The sequence below is a fragment of the Maridesulfovibrio spiralis (SeqCode) genome, from assembly GCF_048571135.1.
In the GTDB taxonomy this organism is placed as follows: domain Bacteria; phylum Desulfobacterota; class Desulfovibrionia; order Desulfovibrionales; family Desulfovibrionaceae; genus Maridesulfovibrio; species Maridesulfovibrio spiralis.
This window is the reverse complement of the sequence record NZ_CP182344.1, coordinates 595,008-610,490: the sequence shown is the minus strand read 5'-3', so window position 1 is coordinate 610,490 and position 15,483 is coordinate 595,008. Positions and strand designations below refer to the sequence as shown.

Genomic DNA, 15,483 nt, shown 5'->3' with positions numbered 1-15,483 from the left:
GGTTATGCTGCGCTGCTTTCGTCCACAAAGCAGGCAGTAACTTCGGTTCCGATATTTTTGGCGGAGCACATGGTGATTGTGGCCCTGTGGGTTTCAGCAATGAGCTTGGCGGAATAAGTCCCGAGTCCCGTACCGTCCTCTTTGCCGATGGTTACGTATTTATCGAAAAATCTTTCCCTGATTTCTTCAGGAACCGCAAGAGTGTTCTTAACCGTTACAGAGACCGGGGGACCGCTGCAGATGACGATGCTCACGGTGTCTCCTTCATTGGATGCTTCAACCGCGTTTTTGATCAGATTGCGGAACATAGTTCTTAGCAGCATGCCTTCCCCGGTGAGGTGCAGCTCTTCCATTCCTTCGATTTCTTTACCGTCCAGCATGATAGAAAGGTTTACCCTTGACTGATTCAGCAGCAGGGCCATCTCCTCTTCCAAGGAAGTCATCAGGTCCACGAGGTCAATGCGCATGGTTTTCAGGCGGTAGATACCCTGTTCCATCTTGAACATATCCAGATGAAACTGGATCATATCCAGCATACGGTAACCCGCTGAGGCAATTCGCTTGATATATTTCCGCTGATTCACAGTCAGCTCTTCGTCACTGTTGAGGATTAGCTCCGGGTAGCCGATGACAAGGTTCAGCGAGGACTTCAGATCGTGCCTGTTGATACGTTCCACCTCGTCACGAATCATTTCCGCTGTGCGTCTTTCATGTATCTGCTGCACAAGGAGCTTATTTTTCTTTTCCAGCTCTGCCTGTTTGGAGCGCAGCTGTTTGGTTCTTTGCGATACGATATTTTCCAGCATCTCGCGGTGGCTGTTCAGCCACTGATCCCGTTTATCAATCTTGCCCAGCATGGAGTTGAATTCAGAAACCAGATAGCCGATTTCATCATCACTCTTGTACGAAACCCGGCGGGTGTAATCCTTGCTTTCTGAAATGTCGCGAACGGCATCAGTCAGCTGTCCGATGGGCTGGGTGAGCTTCTTGCGCAGGTGGTTGGTCGTCAGGAAGCAGATGGTTATTACCGAGATCAGAATAAGCACGGCGCTGGCAAGGTTCTGAATAAACCAATCCAGCTGGTCGGAGAAACGCCCATCAATCAGGATGTATCCAAGGAGTTCCTCGCCGGAGCGGATTTCCTGAATGATGCGGTAACGGTTGAATTCTTCAATTGTATTTCCGCGGTGCAGGGGCAGCTCTTCTGCTTGTTGTCCGAATCCGGCAAAGAACTGTCCTTCGGCAGTAAAAATTGTCGCACCCAGGGAGTTGCTGACCAACGCCAGAGACTGCAGAACTTCGGTGGCGGAGTCAGGGTCCTCAAAGTCCAGTGCCGGAGCAACGGAAGTTCCTAACACCTGGGTGAGAGATGTCGCTTTTTGCAGGGTGGCCTGCCGGAAAGAGTGGAAGAAGGACGCAATATTAAGCGACATGGAGAGAACTACCGCCACAATGGTTGTTCCCAGAATGGCAAGGCCTACTTTGCGCCCTATGCTGTTCCGGTATTTTTTCATCGAGGAGTCTCTCCGCAATATATTTCTGAAAGTTTGAGCAACTTTGAGCTGATGGTCAGCCCGGCTTTGCGGGCAGCACAGATATTTACCTGCAGCTTGAAACGTGAGCCGGACTCAACAAGGTTTATCATCCCGCCGAGGCGCAGGAAATCTGGGCTTTGGCCGATAGTCAGTACCGGTTTGCCTTTTACCTTCTTTAGTACGGCGGCAATGATTCGCGGGTTGTCAACATCAATGAAGAGGACGTCGCTTTCTTCTTCCGGCCAACGTACGAGTTTGAATTTGTCCGGTTTTTTAAAAAAACGGAAGATCTTTTTAGGAGCTACAGCGGCTATTGTAACCGGCTTTTTTGCGGATATTCTACGTTTGTCAGTTCCCAGCACATACTTGGTTATTTTTTTGATGAACAGGGCCTGTAATTGCGGCTGGGTAGCGGTCAGCCTGTGCTGTTTTCCGGTTATAAGGCGGGCCTGCACGGAGATGGGCGGTATGATAGTTGCCACAAAAAATGCCGCGAGTATGACAGCAGTTATCTTCCGTATCGTTAGAAGTCCCATGTCAACCTCAGCATGCCGGAAGGTTCCACAGGAGCGAAATTGTTTTCATCAATGTTGGTCAGCAGATTTGAACCGATCAACTCAATGGAAAGGTTTTTACGGGCCTGCCAAGCCAGCCGTGCATCAAAACCGAATCCGGTGGAAAGATCCTTGTCATCCATGGAGTTCAGGTAGGATGAGAAGAGGTCCAGTTCCCAGTTTTCTGCAAGGTCAAAGAGGGCCTGCAGTTTTATGTTGTACAGTGATGAATTAAGCGGCGGAGAAAAACCAGGCATTCCTCTGGGCACATTCTGGAAATCCTGATTGGAGATATCGATGGAAGGCCGCAGGGTCAGAAAAGAAAACGGCTGCCAGTCAATGGCTATTTCAGTTCCATAGGCTATTCCGGTTAATCCGCTTATCGGAGTTGCGGTTCTGGTGCTATCATCAAAGCTGAAAGTGACCATCTGGTCATAGCTGTTCAGGTACAGGGACAGGTCGAGCTTCAGGGTTTCGCTGAAAAGTTTGCGATACCCTGCCTCAAGTGAGCTGAGTTTTTCATTTTCAAGATCTCCGCTGAAATCAACGTTGTATTCTTTGTCCTCGATTCTGATCCGGTAATTACCCTCGCGCAGCCAATAGCCCGGCTTGCGGTTGGCATAGGAATATGCGAGCCAATACTCTTCGTCGTCTTCCATATACAGAAGGCGGGCGGTGGGCTGGGGGGCAAGTTCTGAATCTCCGGAATAGTCCAGCTTCAGGCCGAGGGTCAGGAATAATTTTTCATCAATGAGGGTTATGCGATCCTTGGCGAACCCGCTGAAATCAAGACGGTAGATGCTGTCGTTTGTGACTTGTACATTTTCGCCCTGTTTGAAAGCATCCCAGAAATATTTTCCCCCCGCACCAAAGGTCAGGAAATGGCCATCCAATTGCTCATTGGAATAGATGAATTCAGCATCAACTGCGTTGGATATGTTTTCCATGTCCTCAACAGTGATAGAGCCTCGGGTGTAGGATGACCGGAATTGCATGCCGGAGTTCGCTCCGGTTTTTCTGTCCCAGAGGAGTTGGGCGTAGCCGTTGTAGTCGCTTTTGTCCTTGTTGGCGGAAAACGGATTGCCGGGAGGGGAGTGTTCGGTAATGGATGAGGCTGCAAGGTTGCCCTGTAAGGAGAACTGGTCGGTGTAAGCATTGAGCCAATCGGCGCGGAAACCACCGTTTCCGGTTACCCAGTCGGTGGAACCTTTTTCATTGTGCCCCCGAATGCGGTAGTTCTTTCCTTGCTCGTATACGCCTTGGGCAAAAACGGCCATTGTTGCGTTTTCGGAAATATTAACGCCCTTACGAAGATACTGGCTTACTCCGTCTGTTCCGGCGGTGGTGACGCTCTGGTTGCCCTGCAGTTCTGATGCGGATTTGGTGATGATGTTGATGACACCGTTGAATGATTCGGAGCCCCAGAGACTGGTCCACGGGCCACGGATGACTTCGATGCGTTTTACCTGCTGGATGGGCAGGTTCTGGCTGGACCAGATAACTCCGTGGAAATAGGGCGAGGTGATCGGGCGGTTGTCCACAAGAATGAGTTGCTTGCTGTTGAACATGCCTGAGAATCCCCTGACCCCTATGGCCCACTTGTCAGTGTCGGTGCGGGTAACAATTACACCGGGAACAGTGCGCAGGGCTTCAGGGACCGATCTGGCCCCGCTGCATTTGATGTCCTCTTCAGTGAGGATGGTGTATGAACCGGCTATGTTTTCAAGTGATTGCTTGCGTTCGGAAGGGGAGACCATTTCAACCTGCAGCAGGTCTTCAAGGTCAAGGTTTTCCAGTTCCGCAGAGACATCCTTGTCTGCTGCAAAACATGGCGATATCCCGACCAGCGTGGTCAGAATAAGAAGAGAGAGGGCAACAACTGCCAACCGCAACCGGATCATGCTTCGGCCTGATTCCTCGCGGTCATCATATATCCGCGTCCACGGATTGTTTTGATTGAAACGGAGTCGCCGATTTTGCGGCGCAGGTTACTCATGTGTACGTTGAGCACGTAGTCGTCGAAGTCGGCGGTCCTGCCGAGGGCAATCTCCATCAGTTCGTCACGTTCAATGAGTTTGCCGCAACTGGCGGCCAGATGTTCTATTATGCTGAATTCAGCGGCAGTGAAGTGGGTGTCGATACCTTTGACCTGAATTGAATGGGAATCAAGATTGATGTCCAATCCGCCCACTTTGATATTTCCTTTGGAGGTGGGGGTGATGCTCGGGGATTGCGGAGACATGTAGCAGCGGCGCAGGGAGGCGCGCATGCGGGCCAGCAGTTCGCGGAGCGGGAAAGGTTTGCAGATGTAGTCGTCTGCTCCCATTTCAAGGCCAACTACCCTGTCAACCTCATCTCCTTTACCGGTTAGCATAATGACCGGGACAGTTGAATTCAGCCTGATTTTCTCCAGTACGTTCAACCCACTGATGTCAGGCAGGACAATATCCAGCAGGACGAGGCTGTATTCCCCGTTGCCGAATGCCTTAAGGCCCTCCTTTGCAGTGCACTTGTGATGCAGGCTGTAGCCTTCTCCGTCCAGATAGGTGGATAAAAGTTCCCCCATTTCCGGGTCGTCGTCGATAAGAAGTATTTTATTCATAATGTTCTCCTGAAATTTATATTATGTGTTCAGAAGGAATAAGCAAATAAGTTTCGTGTAAATAAATGTTAAATACATTAAGAAAGCTTAAGGAAAAGAAAAAATTTCTATAGTATTGAGTTCTTGCGATGTGGTGAAAATATTTCCTATATAAACGTTCTCTACCTCCGCTGCGTATAAACTTGTAAAAGCAGGTGAATCGGTCATCTGCTGAAAGTGCAAGGATGTACGATACAACACGGAGGTTTTTATGTCTTTAGTAATCAATAACAATACCGTTGCGAATTCCACTGCTCGCCACTTGAATGATGCATACAAGGCTCTGGGGTCTTCCACAGAGAAGATGTCATCAGGTTTGCGTGTCAATTCTGCAGCAGATGATGCAGCAGGTCTGGCTGTTCGTGAACTTATGCGTTCCGATGTCTCGACACTGCAGCAGGGTGTGCGAAATGCCAACGACGGTATATCCATGATCCAGACCGCTGACGGCGCACTGGGCGTAATCGATGAAAAGCTCATTCGAATGAAGGAACTGGCGGAACAAGCCGCAACCGGTACTTACACCTCAGACCAGCGTGGACTTATCGACAGTGAGTATCAGGCCATGGCCTCTGAAATTACCCGAATTGCCAGTGCAACCGACTTCAACGGAATCTATCTGCTTAACGGTAACTGCTCCGGTGATAATGCTGTTACCATTCACTTCGGAACAGGTAACGACAGTGCAGAGGATAAGTATGATGTTGAAATCGGAACCTGCACCGCATCTGCACTGGGTATCGGTAACCAGAGTGCTGAGGATGCCGGTTTTGCTGTTTCCACCCAGGAAGCAGCGCAGGCTTCGCTCGCCGCATTGGATCAGGCCATTGTTTCCAAGGATAAGGTCAGGGCGAATCTTGGTGCACTTGAAAACAGGCTTGATGCAACTATTTCCAACCTCGAGATTCAGGGTGAAAACCTGCAGGCCGCTGAATCTCAGATCTCAGACGTAGACGTTGCAACCGAAATGACCAACTACTCCAAGCAGCAGATTATCACCCAGTCCGCAGTTTCCATGCTGGCACAGGCCAACTCCCTTCCCCAGATGGCATTGTCACTCATCGGCTAGTAAGTCAAATCAGCCCGAGTATTTAAGGTCCGGTTCATCCGGGCCTTTTTTTTAGTCTGATTAAGCCTGCCGTCTTTGTTTTTCTTAGGATTGCAGCTTGTTGGCGTTCTTAGCCGGGCATTTGTTTCCGGTAAATAGTTCCCCCCATCTGTTTGGAGCTGTCAAAAGTTCCTACTGCCTCCAAAACTCATTTTTAGGGATTAAGAAGCCTTAATTTTAGGCTTTTTCCGTTAATTATCCTGAAGGATTTTAATTTTTCTTAAATGAATTCTGATTCATTCTCTATGTAATTCATCTCTATTTTAATGTTGTCAGGAATGCATGTTGCTCAATTTATAGCAGCAGGAGGCATTATGAACACATACATTAAAGAGAGTGCAGATTACAAATCGAATTATGATAGCAGTGTTTTTTTTAAAGACAATCGTAATTTTATTAAAAACGTAGTCAGAAAATTTTTATTCACAAAGTATATTTCTACTACTGACAGTGATGTTGATGAGGTTTGTCAAGAAGTAGCATTAAAGATCATTAAAAATGATTATATTTCTCGATATTCTTCTGAAAAAAGTTCTCTCAATACTTGGCTGTACATCATAAGTCGTTCTGTTGCTGTTGATTATATGAGAAGAAATAATTTTTTATATATTAATGTAGATGATCTTGAAGAAATCTCAGAGATAGAAAATGAAACAATAGACTTCAACTTCCCTGAAGAAATCCTATCCAAAAGACAGAAGGAAGTGGTCAGGATGATTTTCTGGGGAGATTTAAACGCTGTTGAAGTCGCGGAACAGTTAGGGATCACTTCCTGTACGGTGCGCTGCATCAAACATCAGGCCATTCAAAAACTCCGCCGCCACTTTTCCGCAGCAGACAAGCGGAGGTTCGTATCATGAGTGTAGATACCACCAACTACTACAGTGGCTTAACCGGATCGGATTCCACTACGAACACAACCTCCACGAGCAACGATAATACGTCGCTTGATCAGGTTGATTTTCTGACCCTGCTGACCACCCAGCTGGCATATCAGGACCCCACAAACCCTGTTGATAACACTGAAATGATCAATCAGATGACCAATTATTCCATGCTTGATGAAGATGTGGAGCAGAATGCGAATCTGGAAACGATCATAAACCAGCTGCATGCCCTCTCCGCATTAAGCACCTCCGGATACATCGGCGAACAGGTTATGGCTGATGGCGGGGTTATCAATGTGGAGAACGGCGAAGCCAGCGGCGTGACCATCGACCTTCAGGATGATGCCGCAACCGTCGGCCTTAATATTTACGATTCTGAAGGAACCCTCGTGGACACGATCTACTTAAGCGATTTTGAAGCCGGAGAACATGAGATTTCCGGCGAGACTATTCTTAACAGTGCCAACATAGAATCGGATGGAACCTACACCGCAATGGCTTTTGCCACTGACGGGAATGACGCATCCGTTGAGATCTACATTCAGTCTGTCGGAACTATCACTGCCGTGAGTCAGGATGACTCCGGCAACGTAACCCTCACTCTTGACGACGGACGTGAAGTTTCCATCACCGAAGTTTCCTTCATTTAAATAAATTTAATAACGCAGGAGCAAAAAATGGGTATCACAAGTTCTCTTTATACCGGAATTTCAGGTCTTTATGTTAACTCTCTGGCAACGTCAGTTGTTTCCAACAACATCGCAAACTCGTCGACTGTGGGATTCAAAGGCGGAGATGCGGTTTTTGAAGATGTTTTCTATTCCTCGCTCACCACCGGAAGCGGCTTCTCCCGGGTCGGTAACGGGGCCGGGGTTTCCACCATCAACACCAATTTTACTCAGGGTTCCTACGACAGTTCCAGCATTTCCACCAATCTGGCCCTGAACGGTGATGGCTATTTCGTAGTGGTAGACCCTGACACCAGCACCACCTACTACACCCGTGCCGGTAATTTCGATTTTGATAGGGACGGCTTTCTAGTCGACCCCTACGGCAATCAGGTTCAGGGCTGGGCCATTGAAGACGGCACGGCTTCAGGCTCCCTGACCACTATCCAGCTGGACCAGTCCCAGTCTCCGCCCAAGGCTACAACCGAGATGAGTCTGACCCTGAACCTTGATTCCCAGAGTGAGGACGAGGCCCAGACTGCCAACCCCTACACCTCTCTCTTCGAGCTTTATGACGGAACCCAGAATCCGCCGCTGGATGATTCCCTCTACAGCTATTCCACCACCATGACCGTCTACGATGAAAACGGTTCCGCTCACGATATGACTTATTATCTGGACCCGGTAGACGTGGATGCCGACGGTAATATCGTCTGGGAATACGTTGCGGCCTATGACAGTGCAGATGACATGCGTTCCACCGCTGACGGTGTGGACATGAACACTACCAGCGGAGCCGGACTGGCCATGACAGGAACCCTGACTTTCAATTCTGAAGGACAGATGACTTCCATGACCGCCTTTACTCTTTCCGATACGGCTACCTCCGCAGACACCAAGGATGCATCACAGTGGGAGCTGGCAGATCTCAGTCCCGAAGGTTATCCGGAAGTAAATCTCAACTTTACCGGAAGTGCCACCGGACAGAATGTGGCGATTAACTTGGGCTTATCAAGTGATAACAGAACTTGGGATACTTCCGGTGGTGTTAATACCCTCGGAGACATAACCGCAGCCACCGATTATTCAGATCTGCCTTCATTCAGCGAATACACTCTGGAAAATGGAGCCACCACCAGTTACAGCGACAGTTCCTCAGCAACCTACAGTGTCTCACAGGATGGATATCCCACTGGATCACTTGTTTCAGTGGGAGTGGATGAGAACGGAATTTTGATCGGTAACTATTCCAACAGCCAATCCATAGAATTATTCCAGCTCGGTCTTGCAGATTTCACAAACGAAGGCGGCCTAAGAGCAGAAGGGGGAACCCTGTTCCGGGCAACTACTGATTCAGGTGAAGCTGTAATCGGAACCGCCGGGACTGCAGGGTTCGGTTCCGTGGTTTCCAATGCCCTTGAAGCTTCAAACGTGGACCTCGCTTCACAGATGACAGAGCTGATTATCATTCAGTCCTCGTATCAGGCCAACAGTAAGGTCGTAACCACCGCAGATACCCTGTTGCAGACCGCGATTTCATTAAAGAGTTAATTAAGGCATGCCTCCGGCGGCCCTGCCGGGGGCCTTAAACCCTTTGAAAAGGGTTTAAGAATCCCAAACTTTTTAATAGGGCTTCGTCGCTTCGCATAAAGTATGACGGCCTGACGAAGTTGGGCAGCGAAGCTGAATAAAAGTTTTTGAAGAGTCCAGAGAAACTTTTTCCAAAAAGTTTCTTTGGCCCTCGGAGAGCCGCCGGAGGCATCAACATGAGTTTAACAAATGCAATGTCCATAGGTCAGAGAGCACTGTCTAATGCACAGATTTCGATCAACACGACCAGTAACAACATAGCTAACGCCGAGACTCAAGGGTATCGCCGTGCGGATGCTGTTTATGACAGCTTGGGCAATATTTCTGTTAATGGTAACAGTCTGGGATCAGGCGCGGATATTGTCGATATTCTTGCCAATTGGGACAGTTTCATTGAGAAGCAGTATCTTGCGGCCTCGGCAGATCTTGCCTCCAGCGAGGCGCAAGCCAGATACCTTGCCCAGATGGATTCCATCTTCAATCAGAGTGAAGGCGAAGGGCTGGCGGCGGCACTGGATGAATTCCTGAGCAGTTGGAACGGGCTTTCCACTTACCCGGACTCTCTGGCAGAGCGTGAAGCCCTGCTTGGTGAAGCTGATTCCCTGATCTATCTGTTGAACTCCACGGCTTCTGAACTCAAGGATATGTCCGCCAGTGTGGAATCGGAGATTATAGATCAGGTCGGTAGTGCCAATGAATTGATTGATTCAATTGCCTTGCTTAATGAGCAGATCGGAGCCAACCCGAATAATTATGAACTTGCTGCTAAACGTGATCAGGCCATTCGCGAACTGGATGAACTCATCGGGGTGGAGGTGCTCAACAACAGCGACGGCACTACCAAAATATATACTGAAACAGGTCAACCGCTGGTTGAGGGCGGTGAAACCCATCATCTGGCTGTGGCTTACGATGATGAAACTTCGAAGAGCGGGCTGTTTTGGGAAAGCGGCTCCGGGGCACTGATAGATATCACACCCATGAATGATGAAAGCGGTGATCCGGTTTCCGGCCGCACCGACAGCGGCTCAATCGCCGGACTGTTTACCACTCGCGATGAATATATCCAGCCGACTCTGGACAGCCTTGATGAGTACGCCTCGGCTTTGATCTGGGAAACCAACGTGGCCCATTCGCAGGGCGCAGGTTTGGAACCGCATACTTCCGTTGAAGGGACTTACGGAGTGGACGACCAGACCGCAGCCCTCTCAAACAGCGGTTTGGAGTACGCGGACAAAATCACTTCCGGCGAATTCACCATTTATACCTATGACGCAGACGGTAATGTGACCGGAAGTTCGGTAATCAGCATCGACCCTGCCACTGATTCAATGGATGACGTGGTTGCGGATATCAATGCGGCTTTCGGCGGGAGTTTGACTGCTTCGGTAAATTCCGACGGAGAGCTTGTCATTGAGGCCGCAGGGGATACATCTTTCCAGTTCGGGGAAGACAATTCCGGTTTTCTGGCTGCTGCCGGAGTGAATACGTTTTTCGACGGCAGTTCAGCTGCGGATATAGGAGTGAATAGTTACGTTGCCGATGATCCCTCGCATCTTAATGCCGGTCAGGTTGAATCTGACGGAACTGTTTCCTCCGGGAGTAACGATACTGCCAAGTCCATAAACGATTTGCTGAATGAGACCGTATCAATAGGTGAGGGATCGTCAGCAACGAACAGCACGCTTAGTGAATATCTCGCAGCCATAGTTGCGGATGTGGGAGCCGCAGCGTCCAAGGCCGAGACTCAGGTTGTCTGCGATACCGCCGCTGCCCAGATTTATGCAGACCAGCAGGAATCAGTCAGCGGGGTCAATGTGGATGAGGAGTTGGTCAACCTGACCAAATCACAGCAGCAATATGAAGCGGCCTGCCAGATTATTTCCGTAACCCGCGAGATGATCGATACCATTCTGGGTATCGTTTAATGGGGAGGAGTCAAACATGAGAGTAAGTACTTCACAGATTTACAATCAATGCATGTCCGGTGTCAGCAGGTCTCTTTCTGATTATATGAATGTCAATGATCAGGTCGCCAGCCAGAAGAAAATTAATGCTCCCTCGGATGATCCTGCGGGTATGGGCAATGTTGTCAACCTGCGCAGCTATGACCGGAATCTTGCGGATTACTATAGCAACACCCAGTATGCCGGAAGTCTGCTGGGGACTGCTGACGGGCTGCTCGGTGAAGCCAGTGAAGTGATGATTTCCGCCCGCGAACAGGTGGAGCAGGGGGCCACCGGAACCTACACCGACGACCAGCAGCAGTCCATGGCAGTGAACATGATGGGCTATCAGGATTCTATGCTGGCCATCGCCAACTCCGAGATGGGCGATGATTATCTTTTTTCCGGTGAAGCCACAGATACCGCACCTTATGAATATGTGCCCGGCGTGACGGTGACCGGGGACAGCCCGGCGAAGAGCGATTTCGCTTCCTTCAGCGGTGAGCTGGATAACCCGGTTATCGTGGAATTCACCTCCGGCGGGACCATCGGTACAGACTCCGTTGATTACCGCTACTCCCTTGACGGCGGCAGCACATGGCTGACCGGAACTATGGATAGTATGGCTATACCGCCGGATACGACCATGGAACTTGGTGACATATCGGTAGAAATGAACGCAGGCACAGCGGTCAAGGCTTTTGATTCTGAAGAGAGGGCCGGAAGTCAGTTCGTGGTTCGTAATTCCCTGCAATACAACGGGGCCGATGAAGCCATGGCGGTGAATATTTCAGAGAGTACCGAGCTGGAGGTCAATTCTGCCGGCAGCGATATTTTCGGCGGAGTGGACCCGTCAACCGGGCTGCCTTACCCGGAACCGAACATGTTCGAAGCCATGAGTGACGCCATCGCTTTCATGTGGATCGGGGATGAGGGGGGCACGGCTAAGACCCTTGAGACTATTAACGACGGCTACAACAATATGCTCATTGAAACATCCAATATCGGGGCGCGTGAGGAAAAGGCGGATTTTACCGGGCAGAGTCTAGCCCTGACCCGCGAGCGAGTGGCGTCCGCTATCAGCGACGAGGAAGACGCGGACAGCGCACAATTGACCATCGAACTCAGCCGGGCAGAGTACATTTATCAGGCGGTACTCAGTTCAACTTCCGATGTGATCGGCATGTCGATCATGAATTATCTTTAGGGTTATTAGTCTAGATTAAATCTAAACTTAATCTGGAAATAAAGATTAATATTTCATTACGGAGACATGAATCATGGCAATCTCATCCGTTTCAACTGGCACTTACCAGTCCAACACAACCTCTGGCGGGTTCACAATCAATGGTCTTGGCGACGGTACGGACTGGACCGATCTTATTGAAGCGTCCGTAGAGGCTGAGAGTTATGAGCTGGATCAGTACAAGGAGGATCTGGAAGAGGCGGAAGCAATCACGTCGCTTCTGGATGCTTTGAATACCGAAGTGCTGACACTTTCCGCCTCATTGCAGGGCATAGATGAGATGGATGAGTTTCTGGCCTATACCGTGGCAACGACCGGGGATGGAGAGGTTCAGGCTTCCATCGAGGACGGAGCTACCGAGGATTCTTACAACGTAGTCGTAAACCAGCTGGCCCAGAAAGATGTCTGGATTTCCGAAGGCATGGCTATCTCCAGTTCCGATCAGGAAATTATTTCAACTGATTCTACCATCACCCTGTCCTATGCCGGGGAGGACATCACAATGGATGTAGAGGCCGGGACTACCGCGCAGGAACTGGTGGACCAGATCAACAGCGACCCGGATTTCGATAACAAGATTCAGGCTTCCCTGATCAGTGACGGCAGTAATTACTATCTTAAGCTCAGCGGGCATGAAACCGGGGCTGATAATGCTATCGTTTTGACTGACCTGAGTGCCATTGACGGCTATTCTGCATCTTCATTCAGCAACACCCAGCCCGCGCAGAATTGCCGGATGAAAGTGGATGGATTCCCGTCCGGTGCTGATGAATGGATCGAAAGGAGTTCCAACACTGTTGATGATGTCATCGACAGTATGACACTGACCCTGAATGCTACTACTGATTCCGAAGGTATTCATCTTGGAGTTTCCTATGATACCGACGCTATGGTCGAGACCATCGAAGAATTTGTTACTGAGGTCAACCAGCTGCTTTATGATCTGCTGGATGTAACCGGAGAACTCTCTGACGGAGATGATTCTTCGGATACGGTTTATATCAAAGATGCCACACTGGATCTGGTTTACAATTCCATAAAAGATGTTCTCGCTTCAGCCGGACTTGGTTTTCAATATTACGATAGCGAAACCGGAAAGGGGGACAAGTTCGCCTCGCTTTCGTCGCTTGGTATTACCACAGACAGTGAAGAAGGTTCATCCACCTTCGGGCAGTTGACAATCGACTATGAAGAGCTGGAAGATGCGCTCGCCGAGGACCCGAAATCCGTAGCCATGCTTTTTGCCGCAAACGGGGAAGCTGAAACGGACAGCTCAGACCTTAAGGTTATTTCCACCATTGCCGGGCTGACGTCTGCCGGGGAGTATGATGTGGAGTACACTGTCTCAGGCGGTTTTATTACATCGGCAACCATTGACGGCAAGGAGATGTTTATTGATGGCAACACCATTCTGGCCGGAAATGACAGCGGTGCGAACGGTCTTTTTCTGGAAGTTTCCGATTTGACGGATGGATCATATTCCAGCAAAGTTACAGTTAAGCAAGGCAAGTGCGGACAAATGGGTGACCTTTGCGCGGCACTGACTGATGTTTCAACCGGGAGCCTGCCCCTGCTTTCCGCAAGTTATGAGGACCTTACCTCCAAGCTTGAAAGTGATATTTATGATGAAGAGGCCCGTTTGGATGCATACAAGACCCGGCTGGAAGAAAAGTATTCCGCACTTGATACAATGCTGGCTTATTATTCCGGTATGGAGAGCCAGCTTGAAACAACCCTGTCTTCCCTTGATTCCAGCTAGCAGGGCAGCCTGATACGATGATATGAAAACTGACGATAAGCTGATTTATTCTTCGCCCGTTGAGGGGCTGGAAGTACTTTCATGCAGCAGTGGGCGTGAATTCAAAAAACACCTGCATGATGGATATGTACTCTGGCTTAATTCCGAGGCCGGTGAAAATTATCTTTTGCAGGGAAATTCTGACATCCTGCAGCCCGGTTCCATCAGCATTATCGAGCCGGAAACCATTCATTCAAACAGCCCTTGCTGCACCGAGAGACGTCATTTACGCAGTTTCTATTTTTCAGAAACATTTGTCCGTTCCCTGAACCTGAAATTGCTCGGCAGAGAAAACGCGTCCTCGCCATTTCGCAACAATCTGATTGAAAATAAAAAACTCTGGTCGGCTCACTCTTCTCTGCATAACCTACTCCTGAATCCCGGTGAAACACTGCAAACCGATGAATCAATCCTTTCCGTGCTTTCCGGGCTGTACAAGAATGTTGACGACAAAGAGATCTCACCCGGCAGCGAAGACAAACGGGTCGCAACTGTCATCGAATTCCTGCATGCCCACATTGACAGAAACTTGTCCCTTGCCGAACTTGCCGAGCTGGTTGGATGCACTGAATTTCACTTGATCCGCATTTTTCGCAGCCATAAAGGGCTGCCGCCGCATTCTTTTCTTATCCAATTGCGGCTCGAAAAGGCGCGTGCTCTGCTGGCTGCCAAAGCTGATATTGCAGATGCCGCGATTCAGTGCGGCTTCTCCGACCAGAGTCACCTGACTCGTCTGTTCAAAAACAGATACGGCCTTACTCCGCGGAAATATCAAAAGGCAATTTGATGCGCTGCCGCGCTTTTAAGAATGAAAGAGTTTGCCTCCGGCGGCCAAAGAACCCTTTTGAAAAAGGGTTCTCTGGACTTTCCTAAAACTTTTATTAAGTTTCGCCGGCTTGATTTTTAAATCCGCTTCCATGTCAATTTTATTCAATATTCATAAATTGAATATGTCTATTTTCTTCTCACGAAAACAATTTCTCGAGGAGTAAATAATGAATACAATTGAATGGGATGATTTTGAAAAAGTGGAAATCAGGGTCGGAAAGATTGTCGAGGCCCGTGTTTTTGCAGAAGCCCGCGTTCCTGCCTACAAATTGCACATTGATTTCGGGCCGGAAATCGGCATGCGTAAATCAAGTGCCCAGATTACAAAACTCTATTCAGTAGAAGAACTGCCCGGCAAGCTCGTAGTCGGAGTGGTTAATTTCCCCAAAAAACAGATCGGACCGTTCATGTCCGAGTGTCTTGTGACCGGATTTCATAATGAAAACGGCGAAGTTGCACTGTGCGTGCCTGATAAGGAAGTGCCGTTAGGCGCGAAGCTTTGTTAATTTAAGATGCCTCCGGCGGCCAAGAAACTTTTGGGAAAAGTTTCTCTGGACACTTCAAAATTTTTTATTAAGCTTCGCCGCTCTTTTAATCGAAGATCGTGTTGTAAAAATCAAAGGCGACAGCTTATTAAAACGTCTTTTGGGAAGAGGGGATGGGGTCTGGGGAAGGGGAGAAA

At 49.1% G+C, this 15,483-nt stretch carries 13 protein-coding genes; 9 read left to right on the top strand and 4 right to left on the bottom strand.

What is annotated here, in order from left to right:
• Positions 1–2: 2 nt before the first annotated feature.
• Genes ACNI29_RS02835 through ACNI29_RS02820 form a run of 4 tightly spaced genes read right to left on the bottom strand, consistent with a single transcriptional unit; the run spans position 3 to position 4,691 of the window.
• The gene (locus ACNI29_RS02835) at positions 3–1,514 is read right to left on the bottom strand and encodes an ATP-binding protein (protein WP_419780675.1); all 1,512 of its coding nucleotides are present in this window, start codon (positions 1,512–1,514) and stop codon (positions 3–5) included.
• A complete protein-coding gene (locus ACNI29_RS02830; protein ID WP_419780674.1) occupies positions 1,511–2,017 on the bottom strand; it encodes a YfiR family protein in 507 nt (168 codons plus the stop codon). Before ACNI29_RS02830 ends, ACNI29_RS02835 begins: the two co-directional genes overlap by 4 nt.
• A 41-nt stretch (positions 2,018–2,058) precedes the next feature.
• Positions 2,059–3,990 (bottom strand): TonB-dependent receptor plug domain-containing protein, encoded by a 1,932-nt coding sequence (locus tag ACNI29_RS02825; protein ID WP_419780673.1) that lies wholly within the window; start codon positions 3,988–3,990, stop codon positions 2,059–2,061.
• On the bottom strand, positions 3,987–4,691 hold the full coding sequence (locus ACNI29_RS02820; RefSeq protein ID WP_419780672.1) for a response regulator transcription factor: 705 nt from the start codon (positions 4,689–4,691) through the stop codon (positions 3,987–3,989). Before ACNI29_RS02820 ends, ACNI29_RS02825 begins: the two co-directional genes overlap by 4 nt.
• 250 nt (positions 4,692–4,941) lie before the next feature.
• Here ACNI29_RS02820 and ACNI29_RS02815 point away from each other — a divergent pair, with 250 nt between their 5' ends.
• The 9 genes from ACNI29_RS02815 to ACNI29_RS02775 all read left to right on the top strand — a co-directional run bounded on the left by ACNI29_RS02815 (position 4,942) and on the right by ACNI29_RS02775 (position 15,307).
• Positions 4,942–5,799, top strand: coding sequence for a flagellin N-terminal helical domain-containing protein (locus ACNI29_RS02815; RefSeq protein ID WP_419780671.1), 858 nt, complete (start codon positions 4,942–4,944; stop codon positions 5,797–5,799).
• A 353-nt stretch (positions 5,800–6,152) separates the two neighbouring features.
• Positions 6,153–6,698, top strand: coding sequence for a sigma-70 family RNA polymerase sigma factor (locus ACNI29_RS02810; RefSeq protein WP_419780670.1), 546 nt, complete (start codon positions 6,153–6,155; stop codon positions 6,696–6,698).
• Positions 6,695–7,375 (top strand): flagellar hook assembly protein FlgD, encoded by a 681-nt coding sequence (locus ACNI29_RS02805; protein WP_419780669.1) that lies wholly within the window; start codon positions 6,695–6,697, stop codon positions 7,373–7,375. The genes ACNI29_RS02810 and ACNI29_RS02805 overlap by 4 nt, the downstream gene beginning before the upstream one ends.
• 27 nt (positions 7,376–7,402) lie before the next feature.
• Entirely contained in the window at positions 7,403–8,944 is a 1,542-nt protein-coding gene (locus ACNI29_RS02800) for a flagellar hook protein FlgE (RefSeq protein WP_419780668.1), read from the top strand.
• A 215-nt stretch (positions 8,945–9,159) separates the two neighbouring features.
• Positions 9,160–10,911 carry a flagellar hook-associated protein FlgK gene (gene flgK / locus ACNI29_RS02795; RefSeq protein WP_419780667.1) on the top strand — a complete coding sequence of 584 codons (1,752 nt, stop codon included), beginning with the start codon at positions 9,160–9,162 and terminating at the stop codon, positions 10,909–10,911.
• Positions 10,912–10,927: 16 nt separating this feature from the next.
• Positions 10,928–12,136, top strand: coding sequence for a flagellar hook-associated protein FlgL (gene flgL, locus ACNI29_RS02790; protein ID WP_419780666.1), 1,209 nt, complete (start codon positions 10,928–10,930; stop codon positions 12,134–12,136).
• 73 nt (positions 12,137–12,209) lie between these two features.
• On the top strand, positions 12,210–13,934 hold the full coding sequence (fliD, locus tag ACNI29_RS02785) for a flagellar filament capping protein FliD (protein WP_419780665.1): 1,725 nt from the start codon (positions 12,210–12,212) through the stop codon (positions 13,932–13,934).
• A 22-nt stretch (positions 13,935–13,956) separates the two neighbouring features.
• Entirely contained in the window at positions 13,957–14,760 is an 804-nt protein-coding gene (locus tag ACNI29_RS02780; protein WP_419780664.1) for a helix-turn-helix domain-containing protein, read from the top strand.
• A gap of 208 nt (positions 14,761–14,968) precedes the next feature.
• Positions 14,969–15,307, top strand: coding sequence for a tRNA-binding protein (locus tag ACNI29_RS02775; protein WP_419780663.1), 339 nt, complete (start codon positions 14,969–14,971; stop codon positions 15,305–15,307).
• Positions 15,308–15,483 lie beyond the last annotated feature (176 nt).